The 14626-nt window shown below is 49.0% G+C and carries 13 protein-coding genes; 8 read left to right on the top strand and 5 right to left on the bottom strand.

Annotation, left to right across the window (positions count from 1 at the left end):
* The first annotated feature begins 81 nt into the window (after positions 1–81).
* Positions 82–963 carry a sterol desaturase family protein gene (locus ACYVEA_RS03990; protein ID WP_461112033.1) on the top strand — a complete coding sequence of 294 codons (882 nt, stop codon included), beginning with the start codon at positions 82–84 and terminating at the stop codon, positions 961–963.
* Between the two features lie 187 nt (positions 964–1150).
* Positions 1151–1456, top strand: a complete 306-nt coding sequence (locus tag ACYVEA_RS03995; RefSeq protein WP_461112034.1) for a hypothetical protein — start codon at positions 1151–1153, stop codon at positions 1454–1456.
* A 54-nt stretch (positions 1457–1510) separates the two neighbouring features.
* On the opposite strand, the gene ACYVEA_RS04000 is transcribed toward ACYVEA_RS03995, so the two are convergent.
* The 3 genes from ACYVEA_RS04000 to ACYVEA_RS04010 all read right to left on the bottom strand — a co-directional run bounded on the left by ACYVEA_RS04000 (position 1511) and on the right by ACYVEA_RS04010 (position 7171).
* Positions 1511–4657, bottom strand: a complete 3147-nt coding sequence (locus tag ACYVEA_RS04000; protein WP_461112035.1) for an efflux RND transporter permease subunit — start codon at positions 4655–4657, stop codon at positions 1511–1513.
* A gap of 84 nt (positions 4658–4741) precedes the next feature.
* Complete coding sequence (locus ACYVEA_RS04005) at positions 4742–5845, bottom strand: efflux RND transporter periplasmic adaptor subunit (RefSeq protein ID WP_461112036.1); 1104 nt, start codon at positions 5843–5845, stop codon at positions 4742–4744.
* Positions 5846–5848: 3 nt separating this feature from the next.
* Positions 5849–7171 carry a TolC family protein gene (locus ACYVEA_RS04010; protein ID WP_461112038.1) on the bottom strand — a complete coding sequence of 441 codons (1323 nt, stop codon included), beginning with the start codon at positions 7169–7171 and terminating at the stop codon, positions 5849–5851.
* A 237-nt stretch (positions 7172–7408) separates the two neighbouring features.
* Between ACYVEA_RS04010 and ACYVEA_RS04015 the strand changes: the two genes are divergently transcribed.
* From ACYVEA_RS04015 to ACYVEA_RS04030, 4 genes are all read left to right on the top strand, one after another.
* Positions 7409–8089, top strand: a complete 681-nt coding sequence (locus ACYVEA_RS04015) for a response regulator transcription factor (RefSeq protein ID WP_461112039.1) — start codon at positions 7409–7411, stop codon at positions 8087–8089.
* Between the two features lie 121 nt (positions 8090–8210).
* Positions 8211–9611, top strand: coding sequence for a carbohydrate porin (locus tag ACYVEA_RS04020; protein WP_461112040.1), 1401 nt, complete (start codon positions 8211–8213; stop codon positions 9609–9611).
* 120 nt (positions 9612–9731) lie between these two features.
* The gene (locus tag ACYVEA_RS04025; protein WP_461112041.1) at positions 9732–10433 is read left to right on the top strand and encodes a hypothetical protein; all 702 of its coding nucleotides are present in this window, start codon (positions 9732–9734) and stop codon (positions 10431–10433) included.
* Positions 10430–11170 carry an ion transporter gene (locus tag ACYVEA_RS04030; protein WP_461112042.1) on the top strand — a complete coding sequence of 247 codons (741 nt, stop codon included), beginning with the start codon at positions 10430–10432 and terminating at the stop codon, positions 11168–11170. The genes ACYVEA_RS04025 and ACYVEA_RS04030 overlap by 4 nt, the downstream gene beginning before the upstream one ends.
* Before the next feature lie 77 nt (positions 11171–11247).
* Here the strand turns inward: ACYVEA_RS04030 and ACYVEA_RS04035 are convergent, their stop codons facing one another.
* Complete coding sequence (locus ACYVEA_RS04035) at positions 11248–12204, bottom strand: polysaccharide deacetylase family protein (protein ID WP_461112043.1); 957 nt, start codon at positions 12202–12204, stop codon at positions 11248–11250.
* Between the two features lie 8 nt (positions 12205–12212).
* A complete protein-coding gene (locus tag ACYVEA_RS04040; protein ID WP_461112044.1) occupies positions 12213–12518 on the bottom strand; it encodes a GNAT family N-acetyltransferase in 306 nt (101 codons plus the stop codon).
* A gap of 97 nt (positions 12519–12615) precedes the next feature.
* On the opposite strand from ACYVEA_RS04040, the gene ACYVEA_RS04045 reads away from it, so the two are divergent.
* Positions 12616–13575, top strand: coding sequence for a helix-turn-helix transcriptional regulator (locus tag ACYVEA_RS04045; protein WP_461112045.1), 960 nt, complete (start codon positions 12616–12618; stop codon positions 13573–13575).
* A 160-nt stretch (positions 13576–13735) separates the two neighbouring features.
* The gene (locus ACYVEA_RS04050) at positions 13736–14197 is read left to right on the top strand and encodes an SRPBCC domain-containing protein (protein WP_461112046.1); all 462 of its coding nucleotides are present in this window, start codon (positions 13736–13738) and stop codon (positions 14195–14197) included.
* The last annotated feature ends 429 nt before the right edge of the window (positions 14198–14626 follow it).

Raw genomic sequence — 14626 nt, forward strand, 5'->3', positions numbered from 1 at the left:
TTACGTCTCTGTGGACACAGCATAATCCTTTGTGCGCTTTGCATTTAAAAGGCATTAACTTGCATAAAAATCAGAAAACCTATGAGAGATCTGATTCAGTATGCTATCCCTGGCTTTGTCATTCTGTTGGTTGCGGAGGTTATTATCACAGCGATTCAGCAAAAAGATTATTACGACGCCAAAGACACAGCCAGCAGTTTGGCGATGGGGATTGGCAACGTACTTATCGGGATTGTCGGGAAAGCTATCGTATTTGGTACGTATTCGCTGGTTTACCAATTTCGGCTTTTCACCGTCGACATGACCCAGTGGTGGGCGTGGGTTATTCTGTTTTTTGCCGACGATTTCAGCTACTACTGGTTCCATCGAATTAGCCACAGCAGCCGGTACTTCTGGGCATCGCACGTAGTACATCATTCATCCATGAAATACAACCTGGGTACGGCTCTGCGCCAAACCTGGACGGGGAACATCACGGGTGCTTTCATTTTCTGGATCTGGTTACCATTAATCGGGTTTTCGCCGGTCGCCGTTATGACCATGCAGGCCATCAGTTTGTTATACCAATTCTGGATTCATACCGAACACATTACTAAACTTCCGGCCCCGATTGAGTACATTTTTAATACACCATCGCACCATCGAGTGCACCACGGCTCTGACCTGAATTATTTAGACAAAAATCACGCGGGCGTACTTATCATCTGGGATCGCTTATTTGGCACCTTCGAGTTAGAACGAAACCGCCCTACCTACGGACTAACTACAAATGTTGGTTCCCATAATCCAGTACGTATTGCCTTCCACGAATGGATCGCCATTGGTCAGGATATCCGTCGGGCAGACTCATTTCGGGCTGCGTTAGGCTATATTTTCGGACCGCCCGGTTGGAGTCACGATGGTTCCAGAAAAACAACGAAGGAGTTGCGGGCGAATCAGAAGCGGGTTATGAAAGATGTATAAGCTGGTAGTCTTTGACCAAGGCGAACAGCTTACACGTCTTTTTAACGTTTTCTACTTTAAACTCAATGGCACATTTTAACTCTAAGCAGCAAAGTATAGTTATTCTATATTATCAATGCTGACTTGTCTAGCTCAGCATGCCCGACTGGCAACCTAATAACAGTTTTAACTTTAATTCTAAAACGTTATGAAAATCGCCCTCAAAAGTCTGCTTTTCGCTAGTCTGTTCATCGCTTCAGTTGCGTATACGAATGCTCAGGTGTATGTACGACAACGACTTGTTGTACCAAGACCGCACGTAGTAATTGCTCACCCACCGGCACCTTCTCCGCGCCATAGATGGGTAGCCGAAGAATGGAGACCCTACCGCAACAGTTATCGTTGGCACGGCGGTTACTGGGTTGCTCCTCCACGACCGCGAGCAGTATGGGTACCCGGTTACTGGGTAGCACGCCGTCGAGGCTATGTTTGGGTACCCGGTTACTGGCGATAGAACTATAATGTAAAAACGAAGCAGGCAGGTTGAGTAACCTGCCTGCTTCGTTTGTTATGAATGATGCGGTAACTCAACGGCCTTGGACTCGTGCCGCGCCATTTCTTTTCGTGCGCGCCGACTGTGAATCAGTTCGTACGTAACAGGTAAAATCAGTAGCGACAGCACCGTACAGGTCATCAGGCCACCAATCATGACAACAGCCAGTGGCTTTTGTGTTTCAGAGCCGATCCCCGTTGACAAAGCGGCTGGCAACAAGCCGAGAGAAGCCATCATGGCCGTCATCACAACCGGTCGTACCCGAGTTAGGGCCCCTTCCCGAATGGCTTCGCTAATGGGCAATTTGTTATGCAGGTTTTCCTTGAATCGGTTAATCAGAATGACGCCATCCTGCACCGATACACCAAACAGGCAGATAAAGCCCACGCCTGCCGATATGCTAAAGTTAATACCCGTCAGCCAAAGGGCGAGCATACCACCAATAAGCGCAAATGGTACGTTCAGGATAATCAACGTAGCATCGAGCGCACTTCCGAAAGTGAATAAGAGAATCATGAAAATAATCGTAATGCTAATAGGCACTACAATTGCCAACTGACGCTCGGCCCGCGTCTGGTTTTCGAACTCACCCGCCCAACGCATCTGAAATCCATCGGGCAGTTTCACCTGATCCCCTACCCGCTTCTGGGCGTCGGCAATGGTGCTGCCGAGGTCGCGATCACGTACCGAAAATTTGATGGCGATGAAACGGGCATTGTTTTCGCGGTACACAAAGGCTGGCCCCGACCGAGTACCAATATCAGCAAGCTCCTTAAGCGGAATCTTACTGCCTGACCGCGTTGGGACCATCAGATTTTCAATCAGTTCGGGCGAGTACCGAAACCGCTCATCGTACCGAACTTTGATGTCGAAATGCCGTTCACCTTCGTAAAACTGGGTTACGGTTTTACCGCCAATCGCGGTTTCAATTACCGATTGGGCTACGTCGGTTGGCACGTTATAGAGCGCCAGTTTCTGCGGGTCGAGCTGAATGCGAAACTCCGGCTGGCCGAGGTTACGGAAGACGCCCAGATCACTCACGCCTGGAACGGTCTTCATAATAGTAAACACCTTCGTCGCTTCTTTGTCCAATACGTTCAGGTCCTGCCCAATGATTTTGATCGCCATCGAGCCTTTCACCCCCGATACAGCTTCTTCGACGTTATCGGAAATCGGTTGCGAAAAGTTGAAAGAAACCCCTCGAAAACGGGCCAGTTTCTGTTGCATCTGCGCCACTAACTCGTCTTTTGATACGTTGCGTTTCCACTCTTCTTTCGGATAGAGGTCCACAAAAAACTCATTATTAAAGAAGCCAGTAGGATCGGTGCCGTCGTTCGGACGTCCGGTCTGCGAAATGACACCCCGCACCTCTGGAAATTCCTCAAAAATCGCCCGGAATTTTCGGGTGTAGGCATAGCTCTCATCCAGCGACACCGAATACGGCAGGCTGGCCCGCACGTAAATAGAACCTTCATTTAGTTGTGGCAAAAATTCTGACCCGATGTGAAACAGGAACAGATACACAGAAAACCCCAACGCACCCATCGCGATGGAAATGATGGAAACGGGCTGGCGAATCGCCCAGTTTAGCGCGGGGACATAGGCGCGTTCCAGTCCATTTACCACCGGATTGTGCCGTTCACGTACCTGCTTGTTGAGCAGCAAACTACACAGCAACGGAATCAGCGTCAGGCTGACAATGAGCGAACCCGTCAAGGCAAACCCGATTGTCCAGGCCAGTGGGCTGAATAACTTACCCTCTACTTTCTGAAAGGTAAAAATCGGCAGCAGAGCCGTGATGATAATGATTTTCGAGGTAAAAATGGATTTACCCAGTTCCGTTGCATTCTGAGCAATCCAGCTCAGTTTGGCCCGACTATTGAATTTCATCATGCCCATTTGGGCCGCTCGGTGCGCCAGCATCACAAACAAGCCCTCAACCATGACCACAGCTCCGTCGATGATAATCCCGAAATCCAGGGCGCCAATGCTGAGCAGATTGGCCGTCATGCCTTTCAGGCGAAGGCAGATGAAAGCGAACAACAAAGCCAGCGGAATAACAATGGCAACCGTAAGTGTAGTACGCCAGTCGGCCAGGAAGATCAGCAGGATGAGCGTGACCAGGAAAATACCCGTCAATACGTTCTCACCAACCGTATGTAAGGTGTAGTTATTTAACGTAGTGCGATCGTAGAATGTCTTTATCTTGACATCTTTCGGCAGAATCTGATTATTCAACTCGTCGATTTTAGCTTTTAATGCTGGGATAACGTCATTGGGATTTTCACCTTTTCGCATCACCACAATACATTCCACGACGTCGTCCTGCTTGTCGCGCCCGACAATACCCAGACGAGGCTGAAAGCTTTCCTTAACTGTTGCTACGTCACGCACCTTAATCGGTACCCCATTGACGTTGTCGATGATAATTCCGGCTACGTCCTCGGGCTTGGTCAGCAGGCCGATACCCCGCACAACAAGGGCCTGATTTCCCTGCTTGATGACATCCCCGCCAACGTTGATATTGCTCGATTGAATCGCCTGATCGACGTCTAGAGCCGTGAAGCCGTAGTTGGCCAGCAACGTTGGATTCAGGCTAACTTCAATCGTTTTGACCTTACCGCCAAAACTCACGACGTCGGCAATGCCCGGTACACTCTTGATTTGCCGTTCGATCACCCAGTCCTGAATCGTTTTCAGTTCCGTTACGTCCTTGTCCTTGCTTTCTAATGTGAAGCGATAAATCTCGCCTGTAGGGCCATATGGAGGCTCCACTTCGGCCGAAACGCCATTAGGCAGGTCCACGGCAGCCAGACGATTCGCTACGTTGGTCTGGGCCGTAAAATTGTCGACACCATCCTCGAAAATCATAGTAACGACCGACAGGCCAAACAGCGAAACGGAACGTAGGGTGCTTTTACGCGGCACCGAGTTGAGTTCCGTTTCGAGGGGTAAGGTCACGAACCGTTCGACTTCTTCGGCCGAACGACCGGGCCACTGCGTGATGACAACCACGTTTGTGTTCGTTACGTCGGGGAATGTTTCGACGGGCGTATTCAAAAATGCCACAACGCCCCCAACAATGATCAGCGCAATACCGAAAAAGACGGCGAAGCGGTTCGTAAGCGCGAAGGTGATTATGCTGCGGATGAATTTGTTCATGATAGTCGACAGTCACTAGTCGTTAGTCAACAGGTAGTATCAAGTTGTTACGTTCGACTCCTGACTGACAGCTAGCGACTTTATTTAGTCCGTTAAATCATTGTATAACAACAAACTACCTTCCGTCACGACGGTATCGCCGGGCTTGAGATTACCACCCGACACGAAGGCATACCGCGTCGTATTCTTCATCACGTTTACTTCCCGCACTTCATATTTGTTCTTGCCCGTCTGTACGATAACGTAGTAATGGTCGCGGTCGAAGACGACGGCTTTCTGCGAAACGGCCAGCGACTTAGCGCCGTTCGATACGTTGGCGTTGGGCAGGTGAACATGAATGGTAGCGAACATATCAGGTTTCAGCAGCCCATTCTGGTTAGGAAGGACGATCCGGACTTTCAGCACCCGCGCCTGTTCATCGAGCACGCTGCTCACGTTGCTGATAACCCCTTTAAATATTTTGTCGGGATAAGCCAGCACCTGAATATCAACCGGTTGTCCCTGCTTGATTTCGGGAATATCCTGTTCATATACATTGGCTAGTACCCATATTTGCTGCAGGCTGGATATGGTATAGAGCGGGTTCTGATTATCAGCTCGTAAGTCCTGCCCGGTATTGACGTTTTTCTCGACAATGTAGCCCGAGATCGGCGCTTTGACGGCAAAAGAAGGTTCGCCCGTTCCGGCCGTGCTGCCTCCGTATACCCGGAGAATATTCGACGATTTACTCAGTTCATCCTGCGCCTTTTTGACATTATTTTTGGCTGTCAGAAAATCCGTTTCCGAGGCAAAGCCGGCTTTATACTGCGCCGATACGTTCTTAAGTTGCTGCTGAGCTACCTCCAGATCCGATTTATCGGCCTGATAATCGTTGGTATAGGTGGAAATGTCACCCGAGCGAATAAGCGCCAGGTCCTGTCCCTTCTGAACATAAGCACCCAGCGAGGCAGTCGTCTTCTGAACGTTCCCACTAACGAGTGGAAATACGCGTACTACGTTGTCCTGGTCGAAGGTGACCGTGCCATTTAGGGTCAGCTCGTCTTCGGGATTCATTTGCCGAACCGAATCCGTCAGGTAGCTGCTGCTAGAGTCGGCACTGGACGTTGGCGCCTTCTCTGTCTCCTCATTTTTATGTCCGCAGGCAGCCATTGTCAACCCAACGGCCAGGGCACAGAGTACTTTTTTCATGCCTTAAAAGAATCTCGTGTTGGTGGTATAATTCAGTAACTGCTGCGTGTTGAAGAGATTATTCAGCAGATTTATGTTGTTGAGTTGCGCCTGTTGATACGTCCTGATTTTGTCCAGATAATCCAGCAACCCAATCGTACGGGCATTATAAGCCTTGGTTGCCTCTACCGAAATATTCTGAATACGATCCAGGTAGCCTTCGGGCCGGGCGTTCAGTTGCGCATAGTACGTGTTCAGTTTATCATAGGCATTCAGAACATCGCTCTGCACAACAATCTGCTGATTTTCCAGGCCGCCCGTCACGCTTTTAAGGGTCGTTTCTGCCGACCGAATAGCGCCCTGATTTCGGTTTCGTACCGGCAGGTCCATAGCTAGCTGGAAGCCGGTAAAGTTATTGTAGGCATTCCCATACTTCTCGAATAACAGACCCGTTGTCAAATCGGGCGTACGCCGGGCTTTTTCCAGGGCCACGCTACGTTGAGCATTGTTGATCTGCTCCTGCGACAGACTAATGTCGGGTCGGTTTGTCTGGGCAGAGTCGAGTGCCGTGGCCAGCGCAGGAAGGGTTATCTTCAAGGGTGGCAGTTCGGTCGGCATAATAAACGTCTTATCCGGTTGACGTAGTAAAACGCGAAGAGTCGCCTGGTCATCAGCAATTTGCGTCCGATAATTCGCACTGTTGGCCTGAAGATCACGTATCGCCACTTCCAGCCGGGTTACCTCATAAGCCGCTACGCCCCCCGTTCGGAGTGCAATTCGATAGGATTCAAGCAAGCGCTGCTGCCGCGCTATTTCCTCGTCAAACAGGTTTAGCCCCTGTAAATCATAAAACAGATTGGCATAGGTTGTATAGAGCTGATAATGAAGTGTTCGCATGATATCACGAAACGCCAGCCGGGCCAGTGATTTATTACTTTCGGCCAGGGCTACCAGCTTACTACGTTTACCCGCGAGCAAAATCACCTGCTGCAATTGAACGGCGTAATAGCCGCTATTATAGATGCCAGCATCTTTATCAGCCTGCGAAGGCGGACCATACTGCAAAAACTTGTGCGTACCGGGATTGTATAAATTACCCTGAAACCACAGGTTCGGATTAGGGCGTAAGCCAGCCTGCGTGATGGCTGCGTCAGCGATATCGATCTGATAGCGTTGGGCAATCAGTTGAAAATTGCGCTCCACAAACTTCTGTTCGAGTTGCGGCAGGCTTTGTCGAATGGTGTCGGGCGCGGCTACGGTCGTTTGCGCCAGTAGCGGTGAACAGGCACCAAGTCCACTCAGCAAAAGGCCGATGATACGGATACGAATAAGTTGAAAACGAGACATAAGCTACATATTGGCCGAATAAGATCCGGCTGGTTTGGGCGGCAAGTAGCAACCCCGTGGTTAAGGTCTGGTTAAAGCTTTATTAATTAATTCTTAAAAAAATAAAAATCATTCTCAATCCATATTCTTCTCATAATCATACAATTAAATTTTAAAGAAGTTTTAATATTCCTTTAAAGCCGATTTAAAGTTAGCCCCTCACATTTGCGGTTCAATTATATTTTAGGGCATCGGCGTATGAAAATTCTTTTAATTCAAAGTGATTCTGACTATCTCGACTTCCTACACAGAACCTTAGTGGAACGCCAGTACACCATGAAGGTGGCTACCGACGGATACACAGGGTTGGCCATGGCGCTGCACGCTCGTTTCGACCTGATTTTACTGGACACGCAGTTGCCCCGGATGGATGGTTTCGACGTAATTAGACGACTTCGACAGGAAAACGACTCAACGCCTGTGCTGCTATTATCAAATCTGAATGCACCGGCCGACAAAGCCAAGGGCTTATACGCTGGTGCCGACGACTATGTAGGGCGCCCTTGCGACCCCGATGAATTGCTGGCTCGGATTTACGCGCTACACCGTCGGCGAACGGGTGGTTTCAATTCGCCTACCATTCTGAGCATTGATAACCTGGAACTGAATGTCGCCGAAAAAGTAGCGTATCGTGCCAGTAAACGTATCAGTTTAACCGCCCGAGAATTTCAGTTACTCGCTTTTCTGGTCGAAAATGCCGGACGCGTTGTCTCGAAAGCGCAGATTCTAGAAAAAGTATGGGATAACAGTACGGCCTGCAATACCAACAAAGTCGAGGTATATATTAATTTTTTACGAAAGAAAATAGATCGCGGGTTCGACCACAAATTGATTCATACAGCTATGGGCGTAGGCTATCTGCTGAGATCAGGCCTATAGATTTACCTACTAATTCATGCCGCTCCGCACGACTTCACCTGACTGATTTCTCATTTTCAACGCTTTATAGATACAGTATAGCTCATAAAGCGATTTTAGTTAGTTTTCCGGCATGAAATTCATGGGAAACCTTCGAGGCTGGTTTTGTTTAGTGCTAGCGCTCGCCACCAGATCAGCCGTACACGCACAGCAGGATAATAATAATAACTACCTCGACTCGCTCAAGAACTGGAGCCTGCACTTTCAGTTCACAACAATTGTACAGGGACACACCCGCTTCAATGGAGCCGGTTATGATGGTCGCAATACGTTGAGTACGTTACCAGACACGGCCTTATCGGTGACAACGACGCTATTTCTGGGACGTCGGCTATGGCGCGGAGCCGCGGTTTATGTAAATCCCGAACTCGCTGGTGGACGAGGGGTTGGTCATCGCGACAGTCAGGCTCCCTATGACGAAAGTCTGTACGCGACCGCCGTTGGTATAGCGGGCTTTCCCAATGGTGAAACCTTTCGCATCGGCAGCGCCCGGCCAGCTCTGTACATTGCCCGTTTTTATATCGAACAAATTATTCCGCTAAACACAGATGCCTCCAACGAGGCCGAATCAGAAGCAAACCAGGTCGAGGAACCCATCCCTCCGTCCCGGCTGGTGATAACGGCGGGCAAATTCTCCATTGCCGATATATTTGATAACAACGCCTATGCACATGACCCCAGAAGTCAGTTTTCGAACTGGTCGCTGATGAACATGGGCGCCTGGGATTACCCGGCCAACACACGAGGTTATACATGGAGTCTCGCCACCGAATACATCCGGCCAAACTACGCCATTCGGGTTGCAGCGGCTCTTATGCCCACTGTCGCGAATGGCAACGTACTGGACTGGAATATTAGCAAATCCCATGCCCTGACCCTGGAACTCGAACATAAGTTCAGGCTACTGCCTCGCGCAGGAACCGTTCGGTTGCTGGCTTTCCGCAACGTAACAAAAGCACCAACCTATAGCTCAGCCACGCAGTTATTACAGACGGGCACCTACCCTACCGATCCCCCTTATCTACTGACCGGCACCCGGTACGGCGGAGTCAAATATGGATTGGGTTTGAATGTCGAACAACCGCTGGGCGACGTAGGGGGCCTTTTCGGGCGAGCCAGCTGGAACGATGGGCATACCGCCACCTGGGCGTTTACCGAAATTGACAATAGCCTTACGGTAGGCGCCTACATTGGTGGCACGCGCTGGCACCGCCAAAACGATGTTGTGGGCATAGCCGTAGCCCGAAACGGTATTTCGGCCGATCACATCGCTTTCCTTGATGCGGGTGGAACAGGGTTCATGCTGGGCGATAGTAGTTTACCCAATTACGGGACAGAAAATAGTCTGGAAGTATTTTACAAAGCCCGAGTCGCCCATACACTCTATCTGACACTGGACTACCAGTTAGTCCAGCATCCAGGTTACAATGCAGATCGGGGACCGGTACATTTGTTTGCGTTGCGAACGCACGTTGAATTTTAACCAGGCGTTTTTACAGGAAGCCGTGCCACGGTTAGTTTGATCTTTATTAATAACCGTGGCACGGCTTTCTGTAAAACGCCTGGTTAACCCAAAAGCGATTTTTCAGGTTAGTAGAGCATTATGGTTGCTTTGTACCTGTTCGTTTGTTCACTTCTGACGCCCCGGATTGACTCAACTCCCCCGGTCGATACGACACGACCATCCCATTTCTTCATTAAACCGGCCTTTAACCTCGATTTCAGGGATTCGTTCCTTGAAAGCCAGCACGTAAACGTCTGGGGAATTAATGCAGGTATTCAGTATGGTCCCAAACGCCACCAACTAACGCTCGGCTATTACTGGATCAACTATGCTACGTATTTACGGCTGATTAATTGGCAACGCGACGCGGCCCGGCGCATTAACCTCGATTACTACACCCGCACCGACTTGTGGTATGTAAGCTTGATGTACTGGTGGAATTTGACGAACAACAAGAAATGGATGGTGAGTTTTCCGGTTGAACTTGGTGGGGGCATCGCTTATGCACTACCGCTGAATTTACGGCAGGAAACCCCTGTTGATCGGTCGCGCCGAAGTTTTTTCGTGCCTTTGCAGGCGGGTGTGTATGGGCAGTGGAAAGCAACACGCTGGGTAGGTCTTAGTGCCCAGATCGGCTATCGGGTTTCCATATTCCAAACCGCCATCAACCAGAATTTCAACGGGAGTTATTACAGCATTGGCGTTACTATTTATCCGGCCCTGGTGACGGACATATGGCGGTGGGTGAAGAAAAAAGATCGAATTTCACCCATTCACCCACCCAAGCCCCGAACGCCATGAAGAAAGATAAACCGTCAGCCCAGAAACTAACCCTGCACCAGGTCATTATGCTGGTGTTGTCGGTCTACGTCGTCATCGCCCTGCTCATCCGGGAACTGGTTCCGATGGACGAGCAGAACCGGCTATTGCTCGATCACATTGATACGGGTATCTGTTTTTATTTTCTGTTCGATTTCTTTCTGCGACTTTACCAGGCCCCGAACAAATGGGCGTTTTTACGCTGGGGCTGGATCGATCTGTTAGCCAGTATTCCGGCGCTCGACTGGTTCAGGTTGGGACAATTGGTGCGGGTCGTTCGGATTTTGCGGATGGTCCGGTCGTTTCGTTCCATTCGTGATTTTCTGCAATACGTCTTTCGCGACCGGGCTAATGGTACGTTAGCGATTGTGTTACTTAGCGCCGTTCTCCTCATGATTTTCGGAGCCGTGGCTATTCTCTACGTTGAGCGCGTTCCCGAAGCCAATATCAAAACCCCATCCGATGCGCTCTGGTGGGCTTTTGTGACCATCACAACCGTTGGCTACGGTGACCGTTTTCCCGTTACGACAATTGGGCGACTTATTGCGGCCGTTCTGATGATTGCCGGGGTGGGCTTATTCGGTACGTTTACCGGCTACGTGGCCAATTTTTTCGTGGAAGATGACCAGGATCAAGCTGACAGCGACATGCAAATACTCATCAGCGAAGTCCGGCTGCTACGTCAGAAAATAGAAGAAATGGAACAACGGGGGAAATGATGTATGAAGTAGGGTGTATAATATATGATGCGTAGATGGCAAGACATATATTATACACCCTACCTCATATATCTTTCTCACTTTTCCTCTGCCACGCTCGTGGGCAAATCATAGAGTAACCACGATTTGTTACGGATATACGGCGACTTTTGCCGAATTAGATTGATGAAATCGGTGATGCCCAACGGCTCATTTCCGTTAGCATGAATTAACACCAGACTGCCTTGTTTGGGCTGTTCATTTTTGGCTAACCAGGCATCGCTACCGATGGGCAACAGGCCAAATGCCAGCACGCGGTCGAACACGGATTTATCGGAAACCAGACCCGGAAACCGAAAGAAGATAGAAGGCTTCAGGCCATTTATCAGCATGGCTTGTTCGTTCAGCAGCACTTCGTCGTTCAGGTTCGTAGTGGGTTCGAGCAGAAAGTTGGCGTACAGTGGAAGTCTCGGATCATACCGATGATGATACGTATGATTAACCCATGTGATATCCAGCTCTGCCTGACTGACCAAATTTTTCAGGTAAGCCAGGTCCTGCGGGTGCTTCTCCATCCAGAGACCCGTAATCGTAATGGTTACTGGAATTGGCTTTTCTTCCGGTTCAAAAGCCTTGATCAACTGCTCAAAAACCGAGCGTGTCAATGGCTTTGTGGAAGGACACAGGTCAATCGTCAGGCTGAATCCCCGTTCGGTTGTGTCAGTACGTTCGATACCGGCGTCCTGCAAATTCTGGTCGCGCCGTTGCTCGAATCGCATTGCCCGGCCATAAGGTGTCTGGCCTAGCTGTTGCATCAGGCTCGACCATGACAGCACTTTCACGCCGTTCGGTGGGAGTGCTATTATAGCCGTTTCGAGCGTTCGTGGATTCACGACCAGATAGCGGGTCTGCGCCCGTTGCTGCCACTGACGTAGCACAATCTGTTGGGGCTGCTGTGTTGTGAGGCCAAATAACACACGGTAACTCGTTAGTTGGCCGAAGCCATTAACACAAAGCCCCAAAAGCAGAATGCCCATTACAAAAAAACGATTCATTCAATCCCTTAAAAATCGTTGATGCTATAGGCGGACGAAACGACCCGATTCCAGTCGGGATGGCGTTTCAGATAGGCCGTCACAAACGGACAGAGCGGCACGATTTTAAGGTTATGCTGCTCAACGTATTGTAAAACATCTTCGACCAGCTTAGAACCGACGCCATGCCCTTCCAGACTGGGGTCAACTTCTGTGTGCGTCAGGGCCAGCGTTTCATCATCGACCTGCTGGTATTCAACAATGGACAGTTTACCGTCAACGTCTAATTCGAAGCGGTGGTGATGGGTGTTATTGTGGAGGCTGTTCGTGCTCATACTGTTTAGAATTGCGTTATGACTGTTACGCAAAAAAGTGCCTACTTGTTCAATCGAACCAGCGTAATTTGCAATTAGCTTTACCCTCCTTTCAACCATGAATCGCCTTGACCGCCTGACCGCCATCCTGATTCACCTGCAAACCAAGCGCGTTGTTCGTGCGCAGGAATTAGCCGACCGTTTCGACATTAGCCTCCGAACCGTCTATCGTGATGTTCGCTCACTGGAAGAAGCCGGCGTGCCAATTGGAGCCGAAGCCGGTGTTGGTTATTTTCTGACGGATTATCACCTGCCGCCCGTCATGTTTTCCAGTGCCGAAGCCAGAGCCCTGATGCTGGGGGGTAAATTGATTGAAAAATGGGCTGACGAGTCCGTACGCACCGAATTTGAATCGGCATTGTATAAAATCAAATCCGTGTTGAAACGCTCCGATCAGGAACACCTGGACGATCTGGACGCGCACATCGACGTAGCAACACCCACCCATCGAGTTCCGTATTCCAATGAGCTTCTCAATGATATTCAGCAAGCCATCGCCCAACATCATGTCCTCGACATTCAGTACCATTCTCAATACAAAGACGCCGAAACCCAGCGCGAAGTAGAGCCCCTTGGCCTGTATCATTATCACATGGGCTGGCATTTAATTGCTTTTTGTCGCATCCGTCAGGACTACCGTGATTTCCGCATTGATCGCATTCGCCAGCTTACCGACACAGGTGAACGGTTTGCCCGTCGGGATCGCCTGACATTGCAGGAATACCTGAAACGACTGGATGTCGATATGCCGATGGTATACGTAACGATTGTGTTTCGCAAAAAGGCAGCCCGTTATATGCATGAGCAGAAACACTACTTCGGCTTTCAGCACGAAGAAGATATGGGCGATCACGTCCGGATGCATTTTCAGACACCGTACCTGGAAGGATTGGCCCGCTGGTTACTGATGTACGGCAACGCAACGACCATCGAGCAACCCGAATCGTTACACACAATTATGCAGCGATTGGCGCAGGAAATTCAAGCGCATTACGCAGCACAAACCGTCAGTGAATAAAAACAACCAAACAACGTAACGGACTGCATCTTATGCCTACGCCTGCTGACACACCGTTGTCAGTGCGTCAGCTAATCTTTGTGTAAATAATCAATAATCTTCAGGCAAGCAACTATCGCTTGATTGACAGCCTGTATTCTGACCTCAAACTAACGTAGTTATGGCCAATGAATTAATTGTAACAAGCAGTATACTCATCAATGCACCAATCGCTACCGTCTGGGACGCACTGACGAACCCGGAGCAGACGAAAAAGTATATGTTCGGTTGCGAAACTGTTTCCAACTGGAACGTTGAAAGTCCATTGCCCTGGCAAGGAGTTTGGGAAGGGCAACCAATGGTTTTCGTAAAAGGGACAATTGTAGCGATTGAGCCTAATACCCATTTATCCTACACAACCTTCGACCCAAATTCGACGCTTGCCGATATTCCTGAGAATTACGTAATGGTTACGTATGACTTGTCTGAAGAGAACGGACAAACCCATTTGGTAGTAACCCAGGGCGACTTCGCCACGGTTGCCGATGGCGAACGACGATACACCGATACCTATAATGGCGGTGAAGGCTGGAACCCAATTTTAGTGGAGATCAAAAAATTAGTGGAAAATGACGTAATGTAACATTCGTAATCACGACTCTCCAGCTTACCAATTGACGTTAGTCAAATAAAAAAACAAAAGGAACACTTTCTTCAAATGAAGTGACAAATCACTTTAACATAGCAAAATGGAATTGAATTAAAAAGTGAGCCAACTTTAATTATTTACTCCAAGTTTCGATACAATTCCATCATAAAAAGAAGACTATATAGATAAGTAACTCTCCATGATTTAAGGAAGCCTTGAAATAGAAGTTTATTAAATGCTTAACCTGAGTTGATGGAGCATTAAACTTAAAAAAAGTAACCTGGCTCATTTTTCAGTAGCACAAATTTCCTTCCTACAACTACAGTATTTCCTCATCAGAGAGCATAAGTACCCTATTTGAATTTTTCACTCATTTATTCGCTCAAAAAAAGCAACAAATCAAGTAAACACACATAGCAATTA

Source organism: Spirosoma jeollabukense (assembly GCF_054777855.1).